Origin of the sequence: Rhodococcus sp. 15-649-2-2 (assembly GCF_002258645.1) — a bacterium.
Lineage (GTDB): Bacteria > Actinomycetota > Actinomycetes > Mycobacteriales > Mycobacteriaceae > Rhodococcoides.
In genome coordinates this window covers 340,020-364,711 of the sequence record NZ_NPFM01000021.1, presented here as the reverse complement: position 1 = coordinate 364,711, position 24,692 = coordinate 340,020, and the positions used below count along the sequence as shown (strand labels likewise).

The window sequence follows — 24,692 nt, the reverse complement described above, 5'->3', positions numbered from 1 at the left end:
CCATGTGAGTGGAACTTCGTAGCCTGCTACGAGGTTCCACTCACATGCTCCGAAGGAGCTCCCCCATGGACGTCGTGATCGGACAGTTGTTCACCGGCCTGTCGATCGGATCCATTCTTCTGCTCGCCGCCCTCGGGCTCTCACTGACGTTCGGTCAGATGGGCGTCATCAACATGGCGCACGGCGAGTTCATCATGGCCGGTTCGTACACGGCCTACGTTGTGCAGCAGATCGTCTCGACCGGCGGCGCATCACTGTTCATCTCGCTGATCGTCGGCTTCCTCGTCGGCGGCGCGATGGGTGTGCTGCTCGAGGTGACGCTGATCCAGCGCATGTACCACCGTCCACTGGACACCCTGCTCGTCACGTTCGGCGTCGGGCTCATCCTGCAGCAGCTCGCTCGCGACATCTTCGGCGCTCCGGCGGTCAACGTCGTGTCCCCGGAATGGCTGAGCGGCGGCGTCGACATTCTCGGTGCGGTGGTGCCCAAGACCAGAATCTTCATTCTCGTCCTCGCGGTCGTCGCCGTTGTCGCACTGTCGATCGCGCTGAAGAAGACCGCGATGGGTCGACGCATCCGCGCGGTGGTGCAGAACCGCGATCTCGCGGAGACCTCGGGCATCTCGAGCCGCAGGACCGACATCTCGACGTTCTTCCTCGGCTCCGGTTTGGCGGGAGTCGCGGGCGTGGCACTGACTCTGATCGGATCCACCAGTTCCACTGTGGGACAGAGCTATCTGATCGACGCCTTCCTCGTGGTCGTCGTCGGCGGACTCGGCCAGATCAAGGGCGCGGTGATCGCCGCCTTCGCCCTCGGAATCCTCAACTCGTTCATCGAATACAGCACCACGGCCTCGATCGCCAAGGTCATCGTGTTCGTCCTCATCGTGATCTTCCTGCAGGCCCGCCCGCAGGGCTTGTTCGCCGTCAAGACAAGGAGCCTGGTATGAGCGAGTTCATCGCCAAGCGCGGCGCTCTACTGGGATTCGCCCTCGCCGCGATCCTGCTGTTCGCCGTTGCTCCGGCCGTCCTCAGCGACTTCCGGTTGAATTTGCTGGGCAAGTTCATCTGCTACGCGATCGTGGCCGTCGGAATCGGATTGGCCTGGGGTCGTGGCGGAATGCTCACTCTCGGCCAGGGCGTGTTCTTCGGTATCGGTGCCTACATCATGGCCATGCACCTGAAGATCTCGGACGCAGATCTACGCGGCGACGACGTACCGGACTTCATGTCCATCGCCGGTATCCGTGAATTGCCTTCGTATTGGGTGCCGTTCACCTCACCCATCTCGACGATCCTGGGCATCCTGTTCGTGCCGGCCCTGGTGGCATTGGTTCTCGGCCTCGGCGTGTTCAAGCGCCGAGTCAAGGGCGCGTACTTCGCGATCCTGAGCCAGGCCCTGGCCGCGGCCTTCGCCATCCTGCTCATCGGACAGCAGAGCACCGGCGGATCCAACGGGCTCAACAGGTTCCGCACGTTCTTCGGGTTCAACCTCAACGACCCCGCGAACAAGCAGATGCTCTTCTTCATCGCCGCAGGCGTGCTGCTCGCCGTCGTCGCCATCACCCGCCAGCTGATGTACTCGCGTTACGGCGAGCTGCTGGTGGCGGTGCGTGATCAGGAGGAGCGCGTCCGCTTCCTCGGTTACGACCCGGCCAACGTCAAGATCGTGGCGTACGTCGCCGCGGCCTTCTTCGCCGGTCTGGCCGGGGCACTGTTCGTTCCGATCGTCGGCATCATCTCCCCCAACGACGTCGGCATCGTCCCGTCCATCGCGTTCCTCATCGGCGTCGCCATCGGCGGCCGCACCACCCTTCTCGGCCCGGTCCTCGGAGCCCTCGGGGTCGCGTGGGCTCAGACCACGCTGTCCGAGCAGTTCCCGTCCGGCTGGACGTACGCGCAGGGTCTGCTGTTCGTGGTGGTCGTCGGATTCTTCCCCGCAGGCATCGCCGGACTCTTCGCCTTGCGCAAGCGAAAGCAGGAAGCCGAATCGGTCCCCGAGTCGAGCGCAGAACCAGAGAAGGAACTCGCACGATGATTCATGTCGAAGGCCCGCAGCCCACGTTCGGCGGCAACGCCGGCATGTCCAGTCAGTACCTCGAAGTCCGCGATCTGACGGTCAGTTTCGACGGTTTCAAGGCCAACACGAACGTCGATCTGACGCTGATGCAGGGCGATCTGCGCTTTCTCATCGGACCCAACGGTGCCGGTAAGACCACGCTGATCGACGCCATCACCGGTCTCGTTCCGGCCACCGGCTCGGTCACCAAGTCCGGCGTCGAACTGCTGGGCAAGAAGGTGCATCAGATCGCCAGGCTCGGCATCGGCCGAACCTTCCAGACCGCCAGCATCTTCGAGAATCTGACGGTGCTGCAGAACCTGGACATCGCCGCCGGATCCGGACGATCGGTACTGACGATGTTGCGTCGTCGCGGATCGGTGCTGCCTGCCATCGAGGAGGCCCTCGAGACCATCGGTCTGACGGCCGAAAGGGACAAGGCGGCCGGAATCCTCGCGCACGGTCAGAAGCAGTGGCTCGAGATCGGAATGCTGTTGGTGCAGAACGCCGACGTGCTTCTGCTCGACGAGCCGGTCGCCGGCATGAGCCACGAGGAACGCGAGGAGACGGGCCAGCTGCTGCAGCGCATCGGCGGTGAGCGGACCGTGGTGGTGGTGGAGCACGACATGGACTTCATGCGCATGTTCGCCACCTCGGTGACGGTGTTGGCTGCCGGACGCGTTCTGGCCGAGGGCACAGTGGCCGAGGTACAGGCCGACCCGAAGGTCCAGGAGGTCTACCTCGGCACCGCAGCGGCGGGCGAGGAACTCGAACAGATCGCAGAAGAGGGAGCCGGTCATGCTTGAACTGGTCGATGTGCGTACCGGTTACGGCCGCAGCGAAGTGATTCACGGTGCTTCGCTGACGGTTCCGGCCGACGGTGTGGCCGCGGTGATGGGCCACAACGGTGCGGGCAAGACGACGCTGCTGCGCGCAGCGGTCGGATTGTTGAAAGTGAACTCCGGCAAGGTCATGTTCGACGGTGAGGACGTCAGTGCGTTGCGACCCAGCGCTCGCGTCGCCCGTGGCCTTGCCTACGTGCCGCAGGGTCAGCAGTCCTTCGGCCAGTTGACGACGGCCGAGAACCTGCAGGTGGTGGCCGACGGCCGCAAGCGCGGCAAGGCACTGATCGACGAGGCACTCGACCTGTTCCCGGCGTTGAAGGAATTGCTCGGCCGCAGAGCGGGATTGCTCTCGGGCGGGCAGCGCCAGCAACTCGCCATCGCGCGGGCATTGATCACCGAACCTCGGATGCTGATTCTCGACGAGCCGACCGAGGGTATCCAGCCGTCGGTGGTCGCCGAGATCGAACGCACCATCCTCGAGCTCACTCGCCGCGGTGGTCTCGGAGTGCTACTGGTGGAGCAGCACATCGGCTTCGCCCTCGAGTCGGCGCAGAACTATTACATCCTCGAGGCCGGCCGCATCACCTCGACCGGCGTCGGCGGTAGCGAGTCCGAGGCCGACGTGCGCGCAGCCATGGCGATCTGACCGGACGAATCGTGCCGCGCAGTGACCTTCGCGAGAAGGTCTATTCGTCACTGCGCCGGGATCTGATCTCCGGTGCCATCAGCTCCACCGAGCGGCTCGGCGAGGAGCGTCTCGCCGAGTTGTACGGGGTCTCACGCACTCCCGTGCGGGAGGCCCTGGCACGGTTGCAGGCCGACGGCCTCGTCACCCGCGACGAGGCCGGCCTGCACGCCTATCGACCCCGACTCGGCGACCTGCCCGATCTTTACGAGTTACGGGCCACACTCGAGGCCCGCGGCATCACACGTTCGACGTCGCAGTCCTTCGATCGGGCAGCACTGTCGACTCTGCTGGACACCTGGGTCGCGCTACGCACCGACCCACCCGACACCACCGACGACCTGGTGGCGCTGGACGAGAACTTCCACGTCACATTGCTTGCGGCGTCCGGCAATTCGGCACTCACCGAGGCGCTGTGCGCCGTCAATGCCAAGGTACGTCCGGTACGGATACTCGGCGGACTCGATGCATCGGCCGTCGTCTCGGCGATCGATCAGCACATCGACATCGTCGAGCACGTATTGGCGGGGACCCTCGATACGGCTCTGGAACTACTTCTCGCCCACATCGATTCCTCGCGCGATCGAGTGGTCGAGCGAGCCCAGCAGGCCGCGGCCCTGGCGGGTGCCGTCCGGATCTGACAGTGTCAACCGCGCCCCGACAGGATTCGATCGATGTCGTCGAGCACGGCCTGTCCACCCTTGGGTCCGACGCCGGTGATCCAGTAGGACTGATCCACCGCGTGCGGATTCGGCAGCGCGACCGCGTTGGCGGTGATCGACGCCGGGATCGCCGCCGGGTCCGACGGATCGGTGGCGGTGACGACGATCAAGTCCGCTGCCGCCTGGGCTGCCAGTTCGGGCGAGAGGTCCACCGAGATCTCGTCGGCCCATTCCGGCCGCGGCGGAGTGGTGAACCCTGCGCACTCGAGGGTGCTGCCCGCGAAAGAGGACGGTCCGTACAAGGTCAGCTCACCGTTGCGTGGCCGGATGAGTTGTGCTGTCTCCCCCTCGGTTCCGAACTTCTCGGCGATCTCCGCGCAACGGTCGTCGTATGCGGTGAGCAGTTCCTCGGCCTTCGCCTCTCTGCCGAGTACGCGCCCGACGAACCGGACACTGTCGCGCCACGGATCGGACTGGGAGGCGATGAATACCGTCGGCGCAATGGCGGAGAGTTGGTCGTAGTACTCGGTGTGCCGAGTCTCGGTGCCGAGAATGAGGTCGGGTTGCAGGGCCGCGATGTCCTCGATGGTCGGTTCGGCCACCGTGCCGACGGTCGCGATGCCTGCCGCTTCCGTACCGAGATACGACGGTACGCCGCTCACCTCACTGAGCACCGCGGTGCCGACGGGCACGACGCCGAGCGCGACGGTGGTGTCGAGCTCGACCGGCTCGAGTGTGACCACGCGCAGTGGGGTTTCCGGAACGTCGACCGTTCCCCGGACGGTCTCGATCGATCGCGTTGCGCTGCCTGCCCCGTCGGAGGAGGCGTCGGTGGACGAACACGCGGTCGCCGTCACCCCGAAGGCGGCGACGGTGAGGGCGAGGGCCGTGATGCGGGCATGGAACTTCGTCAAGGGTCCTCCGTGAGAACATAGTTCGGAATCACAAATAGGGTAGCCTACCCTATTTGTATCCGGTGACTCACGGCCTCCCAGTCGGTACGGTGTGGCTGTGACCACTCCACGCATTCCGTCCGGTACCGCCACAACTCTCGGGCCCATCAACTGGGTCATCTGCAAGGTGATCGCCAAGGGAGCCGGTGTGCCGAATCCCCATCTGTTCACCACCCTCGGTCGCACCGGCGGATTGTTCCGAGCATGGCTGTTCTACAGCGGGCACCTGATGCCCGGCGGCAAGATCTCGCGCAAGGAATCCGAGATGGTGATCCTGCGCGTGGCTCACCTCCGAGAATCTGCGTACGAGATGGACCACCACATTCGGCTGGGCAGGCGCGCAGGCATCGACCGCGACCTGCTGGAGTCGATCAAGACCGGACCCGATGCACCGGGTCTGTCTTCGCGCTACCGCGCAATTCTGACCGCCGTCGACGAGCTCGTTGCCACCAAGACCCTCGCCGACGCCACCTGGGCGGAGCTCGCGACGCAGTTCGACGAACGTCGACTCCTCGAGTTCATGCTGTTGGTCACCCAATACGACGGCCTGGCAACCACTCTCGGTACCCTGCGCGTCGAACGCGACTACACCGAACGCTGAAGATGCCCACCGATCGTCCGATACCCACCTCGCGGGCCGCGCGGGGAAGCGCCCTCGGCCGCGCGGTGGCCGGTCAGGCCATCCGCGGTGCCGGGGCCCGGATGTCGATGATCGGTCGGTCCGAGGAACTGCGAGAACGGATCTCGGAGAAACGATCGCTTCAGGCAGCCGATCAACTCGTGACAGTGCTCGGTAGCATGAAGGGCGCGGCGATGAAGCTGGGCCAGATGCTCTCGGTACTCGACCTCGCCCTGGTACCCGAGCAGCATCGACAACGCTTCCAGGACAAGCTCGCCGCTCTGCGCGATCGCGCACCGGAAGTCGATGTCGAGGTGATGCTGTCCGTCATCGAGGACGAGCTGGGCGAGACCGTGGAGAACCTCTTCGCAGACTTCGATCGACAGCCCATTGCCGCAGCCTCGATCGGCCAGGTCTATCGCGCCCACCTGCCCGACGGCCGAGCCGTCGCCGTCAAGATCCAATACCCCGGAGTCGACGCGGCCGTGCGCGCGGACCTGAAGAACCTGGCACTGTTCCTCGAGTTCTGGCGCAACGCATTGCCTGCAGTGGCGGCACCGGAGCTGATCGAAGAACTACGACAGAATTTCGAGCGGGAGCTCGACTACATCGAAGAAGCCCGCACCCAATCGGTCTTGGCTCGACGATTTCGCGGTCACCCGTTCGTCGCCGTTCCCGACGCGATCGAGGAACTGTGCACACGGCGAGTTCTCGTCACCGAGTTCTTCGACGGCGTCTCGTTCGATCACATCCGCTCGCTACCGGTTGCCGAGCGTGATCGCATCGGCGAGATCGTCTACCGCTTCTACATCGGTTCGCTCTACCTGTACGACGAATTCTGCGGGGACCCGCATCCGGGAAACCTCCTGCTCGGCACCGACGGCCGCGTGGGATTCATCGACTTCGGTCTGTTCAACCGCATGCGAGCAGAACACGTCGCGTTCGAGATCGACTGCTTACGGATGGCTTCGGAGGAACGCGGTGAGGATCTGCTCGCCACAATGATCGCCCGCGGCATCGTCGACGCGTCCTCCGGGGTCACCCCCGACGAGTGTCTCGAGTACGTCTACGCGGCGTCCGAATGGAACCTCGTGGACCGGGCGATGACAGTGACACCGTCGCTGGCGTCGAGTGGTCTGATGCTCGCGATCGATCCGCGCGGCGGTCAATTCACCGGTATGAAGCGACAGAGCCTGCCTCCCGAGCACCTGTTCTCACGTCGCGCAGATTTTCTGACGTTCGGCGTTCTCGGCCAGCTGGGAGCAACGGCCAACTGGCACAGGATCGCTCGGGAATGGATCTACGGAGACTCCCCCGCCACCGAACTCGGCGTCGCCGAGCAGCAGTGGCGAGACCGGGCCCAATAGTCGTTCCGCAGGCTCCACTCCCGGAATAGATGATCCGCTACTGGCTGACGCGAAACTTCTTGCCCGCTGCGGTGCCGAGTCGATTGAGCGGCGCCATGATGTCTTGATAGCGCGGGCCGATGATGCGAGGAATGGTGTCGAAACCACGTGCGTCCGGGCCGATGAGCACTCGTGGCTTGTTCTTCTCCACGCCCGCGAGAATGACCTGTGCTGCGCGAGTGGGTGTTGTTCTGGCGATCCGCTGGAACGCTTCGGACACCTTGTCGGCGTCGCCCAGGCTGTCCATGCCTCGGGCGTTGGCCACGATGTTGGTCTTGATGCCGCCCGGGTGCACGCACGTCACGCCGACGGGGTGTCGCCCGATCTTCATCTCCTGACGCAAGGCCTCGGTGAATCCGCGAACAGCGAACTTGGCGGAATTGTAGGCACTTTGGCCCGGGATACCCATCAGACCGAACACGCTCGAGATGTTCACCAGATGCCCCTCGCCGGAGTCGATCAACGCGGGCAGGAAGGCCTTGGTGCCGTTGGCAACTCCCCAGAAGTCGACGTTCATGACCCACTCGAAGTCGTCCCAACTCATGTCGAGCACGTCCGCATTCAGCGCGACTCCGGCGTTGTTGACCACGAGGTCGACCCGGCCGAAGTCGCTCACAACCGAGTCTGCGTGGAAGTACATCGCGGCGCGGTCGGACACGTCCAACTCGTACGAACGGGTCTTGGCCCCGGCCTTCTCGCACGCAGCCACCGTGTCGGCGAGTCCGCTTGCGTCGACATCGGACAGCGCGAGTTGCGCACCCCGGCCGGCCAGGTCGATCGCCAGTGCTCGTCCGATGCCCGAGCCGGCTCCGGTGACGACGGCGACTTTGTTTCCGAGATTTTTCATACGTTCACGTTCTCTTTCGCTTGCAGCAGTTCGTATTCGGCGGGATCGATCGTGCGGGTACGCAGCCAGTACTGCCAGGTGAAACCCGGCCAGACGGTTCGGTTCACCCCGGTGCTGTCGAGATACCAACTGGTGCAACCGCCGGTGCTCCACACCCCGTTTCTCAGCTTGCGCTGTATCTCTGTGTCAAAGCGGTCCTGTACCTGCTCACGAACGGCGATCGCATCCGCGTCGCTCTGCTCGACCAGTTGCACTGCCCGCAGCACGTACTTGATCTGTTGCTCGATCATGAACACCACCGAGTTGTGACCGAGGCCGGTGTTCGGCCCGAGTAGGAAGAACGCGTTGGGATATCCCGCTGCGGTGATACCCAGGTGGGTTGCAATGCCGTTTTTCTGCCAGTGCTGCACAAGCTTTCGACCGCCGACGCCGGCGACGTTCATGCCGTCGAAGCCGTCGGTGACGTGGAAGCCCGTCGCATAGACGATGACGTCGACCTCGCGTTCGGTGCCGTCACGGTCGACGATCGAGCGTTCGCGTACCTCGGCGATGCCGCCGGTGATCACCTCGGCACGTGTGGAATTCAGCGCCTTGTAGTAAGTGTTGGAGCCGAGGATTCGCTTACAGCCGATTCGGTAGCTCGGGGTGAGCTTCTCGCGCAGTGTCGGGTCCGAGATCTCTCTGCGGATGAAGCGTCTGCCTGCGAATTCGACGGGACGCAACAGCGAGGAGTGGCCGTTGAGGCCGATGGCCAACGCCTCCGCGCTCCAGTACACCGAGTTCCGAAAAGCTCTCCGTAGCAGCGGTACCCGTGCGAACACTCGTTGCACCACCGGCGGCACCGAGAAGTTCCGACGCGGCAGCACCCACGCCGGTGTGCGTTGATACAGTTGCAACTGCGCCACTCGTCCGGCGATTTCCGGCACGAATTGCACTGCGCTCGCACCGGTTCCGATCACGGCCACTCGCTTGCCCGTGAGATCGACCTCGTGGTCCCACCGGGCCGAGTGGAACGCCTTGCCGGTGAAGTTCTCGATGCCGGGGAGCGTCGGGATGTTCGGTATGTGGAGCGCACCGACGCCCGAGACCAGGAACTGTGCGATGTACTCGTCTCCCTCGGTGGTGCTCACGTGCCAGCGCGCCTGTCTCTCGTCCCAGTACCCGCCGGAGCAGGTGCTGCCGAAACGGACGCTCCGGCGCACGTCGTACTTGTCGGAGAGGGACCTCAGGTACGCGAAAATTTCGGGCTGACCCGACCACATCTTCGACCAGTACGGATTCGGCTCTCCCGACAGCGAATACAGGTGCGACGGCACATCGCAGGCGCATCCGGGGTAGGTGTTCTCGCGCCAGGTTCCGCCGACCTCGTCTGCCTTCTCCAGCACCAGGAAGTCCTCGCGCCCGCGCTTACGGAGTTCGATCGCCATGCCGAGCCCGGAGAACCCCGTCCCGACGATCAGCACACCCGTGCGGTGCACCGTCATCGTCGACCGTTCGATGGCACCACACCGGTCAGTCTCCACAGCGCTGCGGTGATAGTGCCGTCGAGCATCCCGGCCGAATCGAGGAAGGCAACGGTGTTCTCCGCGTCCCGCCGCCTGATCTCGGATCGCCGACGCCGCGACACGAACGCGCCCCGAGCAGGACTGATGCCGATGGATCGGTACACCTCGAACGACACTCCGAGACGAAGAATCACGTTGGCCAGCAGAGCGAGCAGCACACGGTTGTACGCGCGAGCCACCGCATTCGAGTTACTCTGAGCAGCAACCACTTCCGATCGAGCGGACGCAAAACGATCGGCGCTACCGAGCCCATGGATCTTCACGGCCTGTCGAACGTGGGGCTCGATACCGGGGTCGGTCACCGCACCGGCCATCGACCGAGCGAAGGTCTCCTCGACCAACAAGACGGACGCATGCGATGCTGCACCCAGCGGTAGAAAGCCCAACAGCTTGACGGCTGTGGTCGTGCCCCGCGGCGGCTTGTAGGGTGCCACTTCCGTGGCGCGAACCAGCCGTCCGAAAGTGATCGTGGTCCGCGAACCGCCCGCAACCTCGTCGAGAGCATTGCGAGAATCGGCGCTGTTGAGCCCCTCCTCCGCTACTCGCCTGAGCTGGGTTCCGATCAGCATGGCCGACAGATACGACACCGTGCTCCATCTGCTCACTGCCTCGTGCAGAGCCAAGGTACGCCGGTCCTGCTCGGCCAACCTGCCCCACAGGCGGGTCCCGTACAACGTCACCGAGTCTCGCGGCAACGCCGACGCCTCACTCTGCCAGGGTGATTCCCAGTCGATGTCGACGTGCGGATCGTACTGAACCGCCGACGAGCGTGGGCTCATGCCAGATCGTCCGGCATTGCCCGCGTCATTTTCCACAGGCGACGGGTCACAACGCCCTCGCACATGCCGGCATCGGCGAAGAACCGAATCATGGGTTCGGAGAAGAACTGCATGTTGGTCTTGTAGGTGGGGCTGGCCATTGCGGTGACGATCCCGCGAATCGGATTGATACCGACGGATCTGTACACGCGCGGATTGATCAGTGCGAGGTACGTGAAGTTGGCGATCGTCGCAAGGATGACGCGGTGGACCGCGCGGTTGACCCGATTGGTCGATTTCATCGCCCGCACCATTTCCTCACGGGCGTAGGTGATGTGCCGGGATTCCTCGATCACGTGAATGCGCATCATCTGCCGCAGGTGCGGCTGCATTTCGGGATCGTTCTGAGCTTCTCGCTGCGCCCGATCGAGTACCTCCTCGATGAGAAGCGTCCCGCCGTAGGTCGCCGGCCCGAGAGGAAGAAACTGACCGATCTTCGCGATGATCAGACCCGCTCTCGGCATGAGGTACGGCTTCAGGCCCGCCTTCTCGATCAGCTTTCCGAACATGATCGAGTGGCGCGATTCCTCGCCCACCTCGGCTATCGAGTACATCGAATGGTCGGAGAACGTCCCTTTTCCGAACACCCGTAGCAGGTTTGCGCTGAGAAAACCCTCGGCGTAGATACCGAACGAGAGAATGCTGACGATCTCGTGCCGACCCAGTTCGCGACGCTGCTCTTCGGAGAGCTTGTCCCACAGCTTGGTTCGGTACAGCGAGACTCGATGCTCCGGCATCCACCGCATACCGTCGACTACCGGAGCAGCCCAGTCGATGTCGATTTCGCCGTCGTAGAACTTGTTGGCAGTCGACTTCAGCAAGCGATTCGCGGTTTTCTCACGAGGCCCGACGGCCCGCGCCCGGGTGGCGGACAGGTCCTCGGTCGTCAGCACCGTGCGCCCCGCGGCCCCCACGCCACTCACCCGTTCATCGACACTTGCTCGCTTCACAACCGATCCCCCTCGTGATCGATGACGCCCCCGCGACTTCTTGTAACCGAAACTCGCGGTAGCCAGTACCGGCGGTAGTAGGTAATATGACGAGTGTGGTTCAAGTCACCGGACGTGTCAACCCCGAACATGGTCGTCACTCGTCCCACTGCAAGAAAATCGATGCGCGTACCGAGCGCTGGCGTGAGCACCGACTTCAGGTGCGCAAGGACCTGGTCGCCGCCGCTCTGGTGGCAATCGAGGTTCACGGTCCGAACGTGAGCATGGGCGACATCGCGAAGGTCGCCGGTACGGCCAAGCCCAAGCTCTACCGGCATTTCGCCGACCGATCGGATCTGCATGCCGCGATCGTCCAGCACGTCCAGGACCTGCTGTGGGACCGAATCATGGGCACCGTCAACCTCTTCGAGGATTCGGTTGCCGATCTGATCGATCATGGCGTTGCCGCGTACGCGGCAGTGGTCACCGATCACCCCAATCTGTTTCGGTTTCTCGTGCACGGCCACTTCCTGACCCGGACCGGCGACCGCCGGACCGCAGACGGCTCCGCGGGTGACCCGGCCCTGGATTCCGCGCGAACCGCGTCGAACATGGTCGCCCGCGTGCTGGCCGACGCCATACAGGTACCGGCAGTGGACAATTCGACCGTCGAGATGGTTTCCTATTCGACGTTCGGAGCGGTGGCGACCGCGACGGACTGGTGGCTGGGTAGCTCCGACCAGCACGAACCCGCCATGACGATCGAACGATTCACCGCCCATCTGGCGGCCATCGTGCGCGGACTCGTCGAGTCCTCGAGTGCGCTCCTCGAAATTCGCATCGAATCCGATCGACCCATGCATCTCGCATTCGTTCGCGACCAGGAGGAAGTAACCCGTGAGTGATCTGTCCGGCAAGCCCGACTACCGCGGCCCGGCCATGCTGACCTTCGACAATCCGGCCGCGGAGTTCGATGTTCAGATCGATCTACGGGGGCACTCCCAACCCATCGACGGCGTCTTCCGGTGGTACGGACGAGTACGGCCACACGAAGCACTCCAAGGGTTCATGGAGGCCGCAGGCAGCAGCCGCAAGGGCAGACTCAGCACCGACAGCGGTGACGTGCCCGTCCTGGTGAGCGACGTGGACCCATGGGGCCGATACCGCTTGCAGGGCACCGGGATGCCGCCGTATCCGCTCGAACCCGACGTAGATCCGGACAGCGGGGCCGACGGCGTCGTTGCGCCGAAACTCGAGAGTCGGGCTCTCGAACGCGCCGCGGCATTGCTCGAACCCGAATTTCGCGCGGGTGCCGTCACCACCGACGGCTATGTGGAACTGCTCGGCGGCACGCCTGCACCGTCACCCACGGCGGCCAGCCGGGCCATGAACAACCCGCTGGTGGCGTCTATCTACGAAAAGCTCTGGCGGCCCGCCGGCGTCGCGATGATGGGAGTCGGCGGACTGTCCATGTCCGCCGAACGGGCAAAGGCCGTCGCAGACCTGCGCCTGTCCGGAGCCATGAGTGTGTTGGACGTGGCATCAGGACCGGGAAATTTCACCAGGTACCTCTCCGACCACCTGAGCGGTGATGGCATCGCCATCGGGTTCGACATTTCCGAGCAGATGATCAGGCGTGCCGTCCGCGACAATCGCGGTCCTCACGCCGCCTACATGCGAGGTGATGCGCAATCACTTCCCTTCGCCGACAACACGTTCGACGCCGTCTGCTGCTACGCGGCTCTCTACCTGATGCCCAACCCGCTGACAGTCGTCGATGAACTGATCCGCGTCCTTCGCCCCGGCGGCCGGATTGCAATCATGACGAGTTACGGCCGCAGTGCCGCGCCGGTGAAGTCGATTCTGGGTGCGGTGTCGGGACACGTCGGGATCCGCATGTTCGACAAGAATCAGTTCACGTCGATCTTCGAGACACACGGCATGACCGAGATCGAGCAGGAGGTGCGCGGCCTCGCGCAGTTCGTCAGCGCTACCAACAGCGCTACCAACGTCCGCTGAACCGACGGACCTAAGTCTTGGGTCCGTAGTCACTCACGATCCACTGCCCGTCCTGATCGGTGACCGTCACCAACAGAAGGTTGGGCACCTTGCCGGGGTCGGGCTGTTGCACGTTCTGCGTCGTCTGCTGAGCGAACACCGCAACCTTGTACTCGCCTCCGGACTCGGAATCGATTGCTGCCGACAGAACTTCGCCGGTCGCCACCACCTGGGACTCGTTCATGATCGCCGTGAGCGCCTCGCGGACACCGTCGTACCTGTCTTGCAGGGACTGCGACGCCCCCTGATCGACACCCTCGAAGAAGGCGTCGAGATTGCGGTAGTCGTACGTCAACGACCGCGCGGTGTATTCGGTCGCCGTGTTCAACGCCATCTGCCGGTCCTGATCATGGGTACGCTCGTCGGCCAGATCGCCTGCTGCCGAACGCCACAGCACACCGAACACCACCGCGAGCGCAATGCCCGGTACCGCGGCAGCGACCACGGACCACCGAATTCGCCGGCGCCGGGTGGAGTTCTCGGGCACTGCCGCCTTCTCCTCGGGCATTGCCGTGTTCTCATCGGGCACTGCTGCCTTCGCCTCGGATGCTTCTGTCTCGACCATGAGGGGGTGACTCCTGTCAGTTCGGAATTTCTACGGAGAGTTTCGCCGGGCCGCCGGGAGGAAACACCGTCTGCAATACGTCCACGATGGACCCCGCATCTACCCGCATCGGCTTGATGGGTTCGGTGTACGGCTTGAGAAGTGTTGCGATCAGAGCCAAGTCGGGCGACAGAGGCGTGAGATATTCGTCGATCTTCGGTCCGATCTTTCCGAGCGGATCGTCCCAGACGTCCGCGCCGACGTAGGAATACTGGTTGAAGCCCTCGAGCAGATTCGCGACACCCGCGCCCGTCGCACCCACGTACGGTGCGGCGTCGGTCATCACCGGGCCGTATCCGTACGCGTTGCGTCCCGCCTGCTGAGCATTGTCGTACAGGCGTCGAATTTCGCCGCTCTTGTCGCGCAGGGTCGCCGCCAGGAATCGGAAGGCTTCCACCAGACGGTCGACATCGCCTTCACGACCGTCGATCGCCGCCGATGCAGTCTCCGTCAATCCCGTCAACGCGTTCGTATCCAGTTGTGATGCAAGGGAATCACCCAGGCTCAGTGCTTCGCTGACGGTGACGGACGCGCGTACGTGATCGCTGCCGATCACGTCCCCGTCCGTGAGGTACGGCCCGCCTGTCCCTCGTGGGCGCAGATCCATGTATTGCTCGCCCGCGGCAGACAGGTTTGCGACGACCACCTCCGAGTCCTTCGGAATGCGGTGGGCGGCGTCGAGCGCGAGCGTGACGTCCAAACCACTCGGCACCACGGCGATCGACTCGACCCGGCCGACCTGGATTCCGCGGGATGTCACCTGCGAGGTATCCATCAGTCCGCCGGAAGTCTCCATGTGGACCACCACGTGGTCGGTCGTTCGGGTCGGATCGATGTCGAGTACACCGACAACCAGGTACCCGACGCTGGCCACCGTCATCACCACCAGCGCAACGAGCGAGACCACTGTTCCCGGCTTCATCGGACGATCCCGATGCCGCGCAGAATCCCGATCATGTTGTCGGCGAGGGCGCTCGGACCTTGGTCGGTCGACACCGACCGAACTGCAATGTTGGGCGTGGACTCGAAGTACGGAATCAAGCGCTCTCGCAACAGGGTATTGACCTTGTCGACGTTCATCGGCACCGTGGTGTCGGCGTTCGAGATCGTGATCAGAGCCGGCGCGATGATGTCGACGGCATCCTCGAGTTCCGGATATGGGCCCGCGAGAACGTCACCGATATTCTGCGACATGTATCCCAGCATGAAGATCATGTGTACAACACTGAACAGGACCTCGGACAGGCCCTCCGATCGCTTCGGACCGAGCTCGAGCACGCGTTCGACACCGTCGCGCTGCGACACAACGGTATTCGAGACTCCCTCCGCAGCTGCGAGTATCCGATCGATCTCGCCGGTGTTGTCACCGATATCGGTCAGCGCAGTCCGAGCGGCCAGATTGATCTTGTCGACCTCGGCCGGATCCGGAGGAACAGCGGCGTTGACGTTGTCGACCGCCTCCTGCAATTGCACATAATGACCGCCGGTCACGATGTTCGACAGTCCTCGCAACACGTCCTCGACATTGTCGGCCGGCACCGTCCGCTCCATGGGAATCACGTCACCATCTCCAAGGTACGGTCCCTCCGAGCCCGAGCCCGAGCTCACCGCGGGATCGGCCGGTGGCTGCAGCGAGATGTAGATCTCTCCCAGAATCGACGACTGCCGAAGCTCGGCGACGGTGTCGGTGGGTAGCTGAACGTCGGCGGACAGGTCGACCGTCGCCACAGCAGTGGAACCCACGAGGTCGACCTTGTCGAGAACGCCCGCATCGACGCCTTCGACGATGACCTTCGCCTTCTCGGGAAGATTGAGGACACTGGCGAATTCGATCTTCAGAGAGTACTTGTCTCCGGACACGTAGCTACCGGGAATCGGAAGGTCTGCCGGGTCGACGCTGCACGCCGACAGCAGCGCAACACAGCACAGCCCGGCGGCGACGCGCCTCATCGCCATCCCGCCGAACCGAGTACCAGCTGCACCAGTCCGACGTCGATGACATCGCCGCGCTGCTGGTTCGCCGAACACGTCGGTGCGTACTTGTTGAGCAGCGCACAGACCTCGTTGGGCGAGTTGGTGTCGATCTCGAACTGCGGCGGGTGATAGATCACGCGACCACTCTTGGAGTCGTTGTCGTACATCGTCATCAAGTTCTGCCCTATGGTCGGCACCTGTTCCAGAATGTCCTTGATATCGCCCACCCGTCCGAGCAGCACATCGACCACGGGGGCCGCCTGGTCGAGAGATGCGTAGACCTTGTCGTCGTACTTGGCGACGTTGCTCGCAAGTGGCGGAATGAATTCGGTCGTGAGGGCGACAGTGGTGCCGAACGACTGGGTGAACTCCGACAGCGTGATCATTCCTCGTTTGAGGTTGTCGAGCAGCTTCGCCACCTCGGGCCAGCTCACCACGAACGTATCGATCAGACCGTCGAGGTTGTCGATCAGTCGCCGCACGGTCGTGTCACGGTCGGCCGGATCGCCGACCAGTTGGGCCAGTTGGCGCAGGCTGTCGTTGAGCTGGGCACCGGATCCTCGCAGCGAACCATCGACCGAACGAAGTGTGTCGCCCAGGATTTCCTCGTGCTTGCCGTCGGCGTCTGCCGGACCCAGCAGGTCCGACGCCAGCCCCGATACGGCGTCGAGGGTGTCGCTGATCCCCAGCGGGGTTCGAGTGCGTTCCAACGGAATACAGTTCGCACGATCGAGTTCGGGCCCGTCGGTGTACGGCTTCGTGAATTCCACGTGCCGATCGGTGACGATCGAGCTCGACAGTGTCACGGCTCCGACGTCGGCGGGGAGCCTGAGACCGTCGTCGACATCCATCGTGACCACCACTGAGCCGTCGGTGTTCTCGATATTTTTCACCGTTCCGACGGTCACGCCGAGCATCGTCACCGAATTACCCTCGTACAACCCGACCGTGTCGCCGAACTCGGCACACAGTGAGGAACTGGTCGGGGCGGTGTCGATGACCGCGGTCGCCGATGCGACCGAACCGACGAGCGTGACCACCACTGCTGCCGCCACGGCGATCCGCACGGTTCTGCGTCTCATCAGCACACTCTCGCCGGCAATGGAATACACACGCCGACACCGACGACCGTGTCCTGTGACTGATCGATCACGGGACCTTCGCCCCCGCCGATCAGGGCGGCGAGGCCGTCCGTGCTTTGCTGCATGGTCGTGATCGCTCCGTCGAAGTCACCGAGCTGTGCGAAGAGCTTCTGGGTGATCTCTTCGAGTTGGACGATCGACGGCTCCAGCCCCTTCTCGAACGCGACCACGGGTCGATGGAAGAGCTTGAACATTCGTCCCAGAAGGTCGAAGGCGCTGACGACGTCTGCGCGCTTGTCACCGAATCCCTTTGTCAGGGTGCCGAGTTCACGTACCAGCTCGGTGAGCATCACACGATCGGCGGCCAACGCGCCGACGTACTCGTCCGATACGACGAGTCCACGTTCGAGCTGATCCGAGCGGGTGGCGATCACGTCGGTCAGCGAGGACAGATTGTCCACGATGGCCCGGGTCGACTGTGGCTGCGTGCTGACGGCCTCGTCCAACTCGGCCACGGTCCGGCGCAGCGTCGACCCGTCGATATCTCGAACCAGCGGTGTTGCTTGCTGGATCGCGTCGGACAGCTCGTACGGAAGTTCGACTCGTTCCGGAGGGATCGGCGTCGAGCCGAGCTCGCCGTCACCGTGCGAGGTGAGCATGACGTAGTGACCACCGATCGGTGTCAGCAACTTCACGGTCATCGTCGACGCATCCCCGACGAACACGTCCGATCGAACGCTGAAGTCGACGTCGACATGATCACCAGCCAGCTCGACCGAGCGCACCGAACCGACGGAGATACCGGCGATTCGAATTTCGTCACCGGGCTTCACCCCTGCTGCCGAACCGAACTCCGCAGTGTAGGTCCGCTCACCGAACGGGATCGTGTACAGCGCAGCCGCGGCGAGGAGGAGCACCACAGCGAACGCGACACCGACTGTGCCCCAGAAGAAATGGGTCTTGTTCTCCGATTGCTCGTCGCGAACACCCTTGCGAACCACCCGTGTCATTTGCACACCACCAAATTTTGCCCGCCGAGCACTATCTGGCCGATGCCCGGGATGTCTTGTTGCCCATGACTGCAGGTGTAGGTCCGGCTGCCCGGCTTGGGGATGCTTGCGTTCAGTCCCGTCAACAGGGACGGTGTGAGCGCGAGCAACTCGGTGACCTGATCGGTCTGAGGAAGCAACCGACGCAGCGCACCATCGACCGGTGCGTAACTGTTGTCGTACGCATCTTGCAAACTCTCCAGCAGACCGACGAACGGGGCGAGCCCGTAGTTGGCCTGGTCCAACGAGGCCAGTACCCCGTCCATCTGGGTGCTGAGCTTCGACACCAAACCGTGCAGCTGTTCGAGAAGGTCGGCAACGGAAGAGGACTGACCACCGATCGAATCGGAGATCTGGCCGAGATTGTCGATCAGCAGTCCGATGATCGACTCGCGCTGAACCGCGAACTGGGTGATGCGGTCCACGTCCCGGAGCACCGGCCCCAGGCCGGAACCATCACCCTGGACCATGCGGAGAATATTCTCCGTGAACTGATTGAGCTGCGCGGTGTCGAGGGTGTCGAAGATCGGTTTGAAACCGTTGAACAGTGTGGAGATATCGAACGACGGAATCGAGTGATCCAGCGGTATCGTCTCGTCGTCCGCCAGCGGGGCACCTGCGGCGGCGTCCTTCTGGATCAGCTCGACATACCGCTGCCCGAGGAGGTTCTGATAGCGGACAGCGGCCTGTGTGTTGGCGAAGATCGGCCGCTGGCCTTCGATCTCGAACTCGACTCGCGCGATGCCTCCGTCGAGTTCGACCGACGAGACCTTGCCGATCTGTACCCCGGACATGCGCACGTCGTCACCGGCGTACAACCCCGATACGTCTTCGAATTCGGCGCCGTAGGACGACAGCGGCCCGGTGACCGGGGTACGAAGGGCGGCAACGATGATCACCGCACACAGCGCGGTCACCGTGAAGAAGACGAGCAGTTTGATCGCTGGGCCGGCTACGTTCTTCACCTGTTCGCCTCCTCGTGTGCGGCAACGGCTCCGGCCAGATTGGGCATGGTCTCGACAATCAGATCGAGTTGCAACTGCGGCTTGCCGTCGACGATGGGGAATGCGTCGGAGATGCCGTCGAGCACCTGTGGCACCCGGTTGTAGCTGGGCGCGAAGGTGCCGATCGATGCCGTGATGGGCACGAGAAGATCGAGCGTCGTCGACAGCAGTTGGGTCAGGTCCGGATTGTTCTTCTTCAGCAAGTCGCCCACGGGAACCATCAACTGATCGCTCAGGCCGTCGTTGGCGGCGATGGTCCTGGCCCGATCTTCGGGGGCCTCCACGTACACGCTCTTGTCCACCACTCCCACCACCAGGTCGAGCAGGGGCGGAATCAGGTTCGCGATTCCATCACCCAGTTCTGCCCCTCGGTGCAGCTTCCAGGCCAACGGATCGATCTGGTGGTCCGCCATCATCTGTGCAGTATCGAAGTACGGCTTCAGATTTCGACTCACCTCGACAGAGGTGTTGGAGATGACGTCCAGCAGGTGCTGTACTTGATCGGTGTCGAGAACTGCGGTGAGGTCGGCGACTCGCCGGAACACACCGGTGACAGTTGCACCCCGCTGGTTCCCGGATATCTCGAGCGTCGAGTTCGCAGCGAGGGGACTTCCCGTCCCGTCCGACACCAATTCGATTGCAGTGGAACCGAACACATTCGACGACGAGAACTGCGCCTGCATGGTGTCGGTCAGCTCACCCGCCTGACTCGGATCGATCTCCAATTGCAGTCTCTGACGTCCGAACCCGACGGTCTCGATGTTGTCCACCGTTCCGATCGACACACCACGGAACTTCACCTCCGACCCGGGCGTCAGACCGTCCCCGACCGACGCTGCGTCCAGAGTCAGCCCGAACGGCGAGTCGAAGGCACCCTGCGCATACGCCGTGAGGCCGCCGGCCAGAACAGCCGCGGCAACCGCAACCGCCAGGCCCCGCAGACGGAGCGTAGCGGGACCGGCCGATCGACCGGTCAGATCGTCGAACACTGCCATCTCTACCCCGAAATCCTTATGCCAGAGTCGAATCCCCACAGAACCAACGTCATGATCATGTCCAGCACCACCACAGCGACGAGGCTGGCTCTGATGGCACGTCCGGATGCACGCCCCACACCTTCCGGACCGCCCGAGGCGTAGTACCCCTGATAACCGTGGATCAGGATGATCGTCACGACGAAAACAGCCGCCTTGAGCAGTGAGAACAGCACATCCGTCGGCTGCAGGAATGCACTGAAGTAGTGGTCGTACGTGCCGGACGACTGCCCGCCGACCACGCGAACCACCACGGCGCACGATACGTAGCTGAGAATGAGTGTCAGCAGGTAGAGCGGCACGATCGTGACGATTCCCGCGATCACTCGCGTGGTGACGACGAACGGCATCGACTGTATGCCTTGAGCTTCGAGGGCGTCGATCTCTTCCGAGATACGCATCGCACCGATCTCGGCCGTCATCCGACATCCTGCCTGCGTCGCGAATCCGATGGCCGCGATCATCGGGGCCAGTTCGCGAGTGCTGGCGTACGCCGAGATGAAACCGGTCAACGGCTCCATGCCCACCATGCCGAGGGAATTGAATCCTTCGATTCCCACGGATGCACCCACCGCGACACCCAACACCACCAGAACCGAGACCGTTCCGCCACCGACGATCAATTTGCCACTGCCCCAGGTGATATCACTGAGGATGAGCAGCATCTGACGCTGGTAGGAGCGAACGGTGTGGGGGATGGCCGCCAGCACCTTGACGCAGAACGTGAGCTGATGGCCCAGCATTTCGAGAACATCGAACGGCTTGCGCCCGAGATATCTGACGCCACGCGTGAGATGGGCGGTGCCGTGCACTGTGTACCGAGAAGGAGTTGCCATCTCAGCCCAACTTCTGTGGCATGAACATCGCAACCAATTGAGTGATGACGACGTTGACGGTGAACGCGGACACCACACCGAGAACCACGGAGGCGTTGACCGCGTTGGCGACGCCTCGCGGTCCGTGGGCGGCGGACAACCCGCGGTGGCAGGCGACGATGATGACGATGACTCCGAAAATCTCGGTCTTCACCACAGCTACGACGAGGTCTGCCACCGAAGCGAAGGACGCAAACGAGCTGATGTAGCTGCCGGGCGTCCCACTCTGAAAGCCGACGTTGATCGCATAGCCTGCGGCCAACCCCATGAAGATGATGAGGATGCACAGGAACGGCGCCACCAGCAGGATGGCTGCGAGCCGCGGCGCAACGAGTCTGCGCACCGGGTCGATTCCCATCGTCGACAGGGCATCGATCTCGTCACGGATGGTGCGCGCTCCCAGGTCGGCAGCGACCGCCGCGCCTGCGGCGCCGCCCAACAACAGCGCCGCAACGATCGGGGCACCTTGACGAATCACCCCGAGGCCACCTGCGGCTCCCGCGATGGACGTCGCGCCGATCTGATCGGTGAGACTGCCGACCTGGACGGACACGATGACGCCGAACGGAATGGACACCAATACTGCTGGAATCACGGTGACGGTGACGACGAACCAGGCTTGGTCGATGGTGTCGCGCCACGGATGACGCAGCGTGACGACATCGCGAAAGAGGTGAACGAAGGCAAGTACGCCCAGTTCCAGGGTCTGACCGAATGTTCTGAATCCACCGGACACCCCGTCGCTGACGCGCGCGAGCGTCGAAGTTCGCGACGACAATTCCCCACCCCCAGGCCTTACGAGAAGCGCGACTCCCCCGCGCAGAATCGAAAGCTACCAGCCTGCACTCGACCAAGTGACGTTTTCATCAGCAGCTGGGCTATGACTGTTCACAGAATCGATAGCACTGCTTCATGATTCGAGTTCGGACCACTCGCCCCGCTTTACTGATACTTTAATTTTCCACCGACTACTGGGAGAAACAGATTGACCACCCCTCCGGATCGCACTCGCATCGAATTCCCCGATATCTCCTCTCGCACGTGGGAGCACCCGTCGGACCGAGCTGCCCTGGTCACCCTGCGCACCCTCAAAGGGTTCGACACCGTTCTGCGCACGCTGTCCGGGCTGTTGCGCGAACGACAGCATCGCCTGATGTACCTCGCCACCGCAGTGCGCGTCGACGAACGCCAGTTCAAGGACCTGAACGACCTGCGCACCGACTGCGTGCAGATTCTCGGGGCCGAGGAGACACCCGAACTGTTCGTGGTTCAGTCGCCGATGGTCAACGCGTTCACCATCGGCATGGACCGCCCGTTCATCGTCCTGACCACCGGCATGCTCGACATCATGACCTACGAGGAGCAGCGATTCGTCGTCGGCCACGAACTGGGCCACGCGCTGTCCGGTCACGCGGTGTATCGCACCGTGCTGATGCATCTGATGCGCCTCGCCGGCACCGTCGGCTGGGTTCCGGTGGGCGGCTGGGCCCTGCGCGCGGTCATCGCCGGCCTGATGGAATGGCAGCGCAAGTCCGAATTGTCCGGTGACAGAGCGGGATTGCTGTGCGGACAGGATGTGCACACCGCGATCCGCGTGCAGCTCAAGTTGGCGGGCGGCGCACGCATCAGCGAGATCGACGTCGACGCATTCCTCGAGCAAGCTGCCGAGTACGAGGCCAGTGGGGATCTGCGTGACGGCGTACTCAAACTGCTCAATCTCGAACTACTCTCGCACCCCTTCTCCGTGCTGCGCGCCGCCGAGCTCGAGAAGTGGGTCGACAGCGGCGACTACGCGACCGTACTGCGAGGCGACTACCCGCGCAGGTCCACCGACCACGAGGCCAAGGTGTCGGAGGAGTTCCGTAACGCGGCGCGCACCTACAAGAACAACTTCGACACCTCGGAGGACCCGCTGATCAAAACGGTTCGCGACATCGGAAGTGGCTTCACCGGTGCCGTCGACGCCGTCGGCAACGGAATCGGCGACGTGGCGTCGGACATCAAGGGCAGGTTCGATCACTGGCGAAAGTCGTAGGCAGAGCACACAGAACGAACGGCGGCGACCACCGAAGTGGTCGCCGCCGTTGTGTTCGGGGAGAGGATCAGAAGTTGATCATGTGGCCTGCGAGGCCGTGGATCGCTTCCTGCAGTGCCTCCGACAGAGTCGGGTGGGTGTGGACGTTGCGGGCCAGCTCGTTGACCGTAAGGTCCCACTTCTGGGCCAGGGTCAGCTCGGGCAGCAGCTCCGAGACGTCAGGTCCGATGAGGTGGCCGCCGAGAAGCTCGCCGTGCTCGGTGTCGGCAATGAGCTTGACGAAGCCGGTGGCATCGCCCAGGCCGTGTGCCTTGCCGTTGGCGGCGAACGGGAAGTTCGCCACCTTGATGTCGGATCCACGAGCCTGCGCTTCTTCGCGGGCCTGATCCTCGGTGAGACCGAAGCTGGCGACCTGCGGCTGGCAGAACGTCGCACGCGGCATCATGCGGTAGTCGTCGATCGGCAATGTCTCTGCGCCGCCGATGGTTTCGGCAGCCACGACGGCCTGTGCCTCGGCCACGTGGGCGAGCTGAAGCTTGGCCGTGACGTCGCCGATGGCGTAAATGTGGGGGACGTTGGTCTGCATCGTGTTCGTGATGCCGATGGCACCGCGATCGGTGAGCTCCACGCCGGTCTTCTCGAGGCCGAATCCTTCGACGCGAGGGGCGAAACCGACGGACTGCATCACCTTGTCGACGGTGAACGTCTCGCTCTCACCGGACTTGTTGTGCTTGATCTCGACGGTGACCTTGGAGCCGTCGTCGTCGATGCTCTGCACGCCTGCGCCGGTGATGACCTTGACGCCGAGCTTCTTGTACTGCTTCTCGATTTCCTTCGAGACGTCTTTGTCCTCGTTGGGCAGCGCCCGATCGAGGAACTCCACGATGGTGACGTCGACGCCGTAGTTCTTGAGCACGTAGCCGAACTCCATACCGATGGCACCGGCACCGACGATGAGGATCGAACCCGGCAGATCCTTGGTCATGATCTGCTCTTCGTACGTGACGACGTTCTTGCTCAGCTCGGTTCCGGGGAGCAGCTTGGTGGTGCTGCCTGTCGCGATGATCGCGTTGTCGAACGTGATCGTCTCGGTACCGCCCTTGGTCAGCTCGACCTCGATGGTGTTGGCATCGGTGAACGTGCCCTGGCCGTCGTACTCGGGGATCTTGTTCTTCTTCATCAAGAAGTGGATGCCCTTGACGCGGCCGTCGGCAACCTTGCGGCTGCGGTCGAATGCCGCGCCGAAGTCGAAGGACGCTTCACCCGAAATACCGAACAGCTTGGCCTCTTTGGTGAAGAGATGCGCCAACTCGGCGTTACGGAGAAGGGCCTTCGAGGGGATGCAGCCGACGTTCAGGCACACACCGCCCCAATACTTCTTCTCGATGATGGCAGTGCTGAGTCCGAGTTGTGCCGCGCGGATAGCAGCGACGTACCCACCGGGACCGGCTCCGAGGACAACGACGTCATAGTGTGAGGTCACGAGGCCCCAGCGTAGTCGTGCTCTGCCGCACTGTCTCGACCTGGTCTTCGTTACCCGTCGGTAGCCTCTCGATCACCGGCCGACCCGAGGACGCGTCTGCTGCTAG

At 63.3% G+C, this 24,692-nt stretch carries 25 protein-coding genes; 10 read left to right on the top strand and 15 right to left on the bottom strand.

The annotated features are described in order from the left end of the window. The first annotated feature begins 65 nt into the window (after positions 1–65). The 5 genes from urtB to CH305_RS13680 are packed head-to-tail and all read left to right on the top strand — an operon-like array spanning position 66 to position 4,230. Positions 66–950: an urea ABC transporter permease subunit UrtB gene (gene urtB / locus CH305_RS13700; RefSeq protein WP_027498414.1), complete on the top strand. Its 885-nt coding sequence runs from the start codon at positions 66–68 to the stop codon at positions 948–950. Further along, positions 947–2,038, top strand: coding sequence for an urea ABC transporter permease subunit UrtC (urtC, locus tag CH305_RS13695; protein WP_094703958.1), 1,092 nt, complete (start codon positions 947–949; stop codon positions 2,036–2,038). Before urtB ends, urtC begins: the two co-directional genes overlap by 4 nt. Continuing rightward, complete coding sequence (gene urtD, locus CH305_RS13690) at positions 2,035–2,865, top strand: urea ABC transporter ATP-binding protein UrtD (RefSeq protein WP_032380315.1); 831 nt, start codon at positions 2,035–2,037, stop codon at positions 2,863–2,865. Before urtC ends, urtD begins: the two co-directional genes overlap by 4 nt. Continuing rightward, a complete protein-coding gene (gene urtE, locus CH305_RS13685; protein WP_032401810.1) occupies positions 2,858–3,550 on the top strand; it encodes an urea ABC transporter ATP-binding subunit UrtE in 693 nt (230 codons plus the stop codon). The genes urtD and urtE overlap by 8 nt, the downstream gene beginning before the upstream one ends. 11 nt (positions 3,551–3,561) lie before the next feature. Next, positions 3,562–4,230 carry a GntR family transcriptional regulator gene (locus CH305_RS13680; RefSeq protein WP_032401809.1) on the top strand — a complete coding sequence of 223 codons (669 nt, stop codon included), beginning with the start codon at positions 3,562–3,564 and terminating at the stop codon, positions 4,228–4,230. Between the two features lie 5 nt (positions 4,231–4,235). Here CH305_RS13680 and CH305_RS13675 read toward each other — a convergent pair whose 3' ends face one another. Beyond that, a complete protein-coding gene (locus CH305_RS13675; protein ID WP_256983730.1) occupies positions 4,236–5,165 on the bottom strand; it encodes an ABC transporter substrate-binding protein in 930 nt (309 codons plus the stop codon). A gap of 91 nt (positions 5,166–5,256) precedes the next feature. On the opposite strand from CH305_RS13675, the gene CH305_RS13670 reads away from it, so the two are divergent. Together CH305_RS13670 and CH305_RS13665 are read left to right on the top strand one after the other, a co-directional pair. Then, entirely contained in the window at positions 5,257–5,805 is a 549-nt protein-coding gene (locus CH305_RS13670) for a carboxymuconolactone decarboxylase family protein (protein WP_094617546.1), read from the top strand. A 2-nt stretch (positions 5,806–5,807) separates the two neighbouring features. Beyond that, complete coding sequence (locus CH305_RS13665; protein ID WP_094703957.1) at positions 5,808–7,190, top strand: AarF/ABC1/UbiB kinase family protein; 1,383 nt, start codon at positions 5,808–5,810, stop codon at positions 7,188–7,190. Between the two features lie 37 nt (positions 7,191–7,227). Here the strand turns inward: CH305_RS13665 and CH305_RS13660 are convergent, their stop codons facing one another. From CH305_RS13660 to CH305_RS13645, 4 genes are read right to left on the bottom strand one after another with little or no spacing between them, the layout of a single operon-like run. Then, positions 7,228–8,076, bottom strand: coding sequence for an SDR family oxidoreductase (locus CH305_RS13660; RefSeq protein ID WP_094703956.1), 849 nt, complete (start codon positions 8,074–8,076; stop codon positions 7,228–7,230). Then, on the bottom strand, positions 8,073–9,560 hold the full coding sequence (locus CH305_RS13655; protein WP_094703955.1) for an NAD(P)/FAD-dependent oxidoreductase: 1,488 nt from the start codon (positions 9,558–9,560) through the stop codon (positions 8,073–8,075). Before CH305_RS13655 ends, CH305_RS13660 begins: the two co-directional genes overlap by 4 nt. Beyond that, entirely contained in the window at positions 9,557–10,420 is an 864-nt protein-coding gene (locus tag CH305_RS13650; RefSeq protein ID WP_094703954.1) for a diiron oxygenase, read from the bottom strand. Before CH305_RS13650 ends, CH305_RS13655 begins: the two co-directional genes overlap by 4 nt. Further along, on the bottom strand, positions 10,417–11,373 hold the full coding sequence (locus CH305_RS13645) for a diiron oxygenase (protein WP_052058266.1): 957 nt from the start codon (positions 11,371–11,373) through the stop codon (positions 10,417–10,419). Before CH305_RS13645 ends, CH305_RS13650 begins: the two co-directional genes overlap by 4 nt. Positions 11,374–11,504: 131 nt before the next feature. Here CH305_RS13645 and CH305_RS13640 point away from each other — a divergent pair, with 131 nt between their 5' ends. Continuing rightward, positions 11,505–12,293, top strand: a complete 789-nt coding sequence (locus tag CH305_RS13640; RefSeq protein WP_242640209.1) for a TetR/AcrR family transcriptional regulator — start codon at positions 11,505–11,507, stop codon at positions 12,291–12,293. Further along, the gene (locus tag CH305_RS13635; RefSeq protein WP_094703953.1) at positions 12,286–13,407 is read left to right on the top strand and encodes a DUF4873 domain-containing protein; all 1,122 of its coding nucleotides are present in this window, start codon (positions 12,286–12,288) and stop codon (positions 13,405–13,407) included. The genes CH305_RS13640 and CH305_RS13635 overlap by 8 nt, the downstream gene beginning before the upstream one ends. 10 nt (positions 13,408–13,417) lie before the next feature. On the opposite strand, the gene CH305_RS13630 is transcribed toward CH305_RS13635, so the two are convergent. The 9 genes from CH305_RS13630 to CH305_RS13590 all read right to left on the bottom strand — a co-directional run bounded on the left by CH305_RS13630 (position 13,418) and on the right by CH305_RS13590 (position 21,771). Further along, positions 13,418–14,011 carry a hypothetical protein gene (locus CH305_RS13630; protein WP_094609463.1) on the bottom strand — a complete coding sequence of 198 codons (594 nt, stop codon included), beginning with the start codon at positions 14,009–14,011 and terminating at the stop codon, positions 13,418–13,420. A 16-nt stretch (positions 14,012–14,027) separates the two neighbouring features. Continuing rightward, positions 14,028–14,972, bottom strand: coding sequence for an MlaD family protein (locus CH305_RS13625; RefSeq protein ID WP_037148781.1), 945 nt, complete (start codon positions 14,970–14,972; stop codon positions 14,028–14,030). Then, the gene (locus CH305_RS13620) at positions 14,969–16,006 is read right to left on the bottom strand and encodes an MlaD family protein (protein WP_094609461.1); all 1,038 of its coding nucleotides are present in this window, start codon (positions 16,004–16,006) and stop codon (positions 14,969–14,971) included. Before CH305_RS13620 ends, CH305_RS13625 begins: the two co-directional genes overlap by 4 nt. Beyond that, a complete protein-coding gene (locus tag CH305_RS13615) occupies positions 15,997–17,106 on the bottom strand; it encodes an MCE family protein (RefSeq protein ID WP_143545281.1) in 1,110 nt (369 codons plus the stop codon). The genes CH305_RS13620 and CH305_RS13615 overlap by 10 nt, the downstream gene beginning before the upstream one ends. Beyond that, positions 17,106–18,116, bottom strand: a complete 1,011-nt coding sequence (locus tag CH305_RS13610; RefSeq protein WP_094703951.1) for an MlaD family protein — start codon at positions 18,114–18,116, stop codon at positions 17,106–17,108. The genes CH305_RS13615 and CH305_RS13610 overlap by 1 nt, the downstream gene beginning before the upstream one ends. Next, positions 18,113–19,120, bottom strand: coding sequence for an MCE family protein (locus tag CH305_RS13605; protein WP_037148787.1), 1,008 nt, complete (start codon positions 19,118–19,120; stop codon positions 18,113–18,115). Before CH305_RS13605 ends, CH305_RS13610 begins: the two co-directional genes overlap by 4 nt. After that, complete coding sequence (locus tag CH305_RS13600) at positions 19,117–20,154, bottom strand: MlaD family protein (protein WP_094703950.1); 1,038 nt, start codon at positions 20,152–20,154, stop codon at positions 19,117–19,119. Before CH305_RS13600 ends, CH305_RS13605 begins: the two co-directional genes overlap by 4 nt. A gap of 2 nt (positions 20,155–20,156) precedes the next feature. Then, positions 20,157–20,936: an ABC transporter permease gene (locus tag CH305_RS13595; RefSeq protein ID WP_230592377.1), complete on the bottom strand. Its 780-nt coding sequence runs from the start codon at positions 20,934–20,936 to the stop codon at positions 20,157–20,159. Positions 20,937–21,030: 94 nt separating this feature from the next. Further along, positions 21,031–21,771: an ABC transporter permease gene (locus tag CH305_RS13590; RefSeq protein ID WP_373454558.1), complete on the bottom strand. Its 741-nt coding sequence runs from the start codon at positions 21,769–21,771 to the stop codon at positions 21,031–21,033. 282 nt (positions 21,772–22,053) lie between these two features. On the opposite strand from CH305_RS13590, the gene CH305_RS13585 reads away from it, so the two are divergent. After that, positions 22,054–23,103 (top strand): M48 family metallopeptidase, encoded by a 1,050-nt coding sequence (locus tag CH305_RS13585; RefSeq protein WP_094703948.1) that lies wholly within the window; start codon positions 22,054–22,056, stop codon positions 23,101–23,103. A 67-nt stretch (positions 23,104–23,170) separates the two neighbouring features. Here the strand turns inward: CH305_RS13585 and lpdA are convergent, their stop codons facing one another. After that, positions 23,171–24,586, bottom strand: coding sequence for a dihydrolipoyl dehydrogenase (lpdA, locus tag CH305_RS13580; protein ID WP_027498423.1), 1,416 nt, complete (start codon positions 24,584–24,586; stop codon positions 23,171–23,173). Positions 24,587–24,692 lie beyond the last annotated feature (106 nt).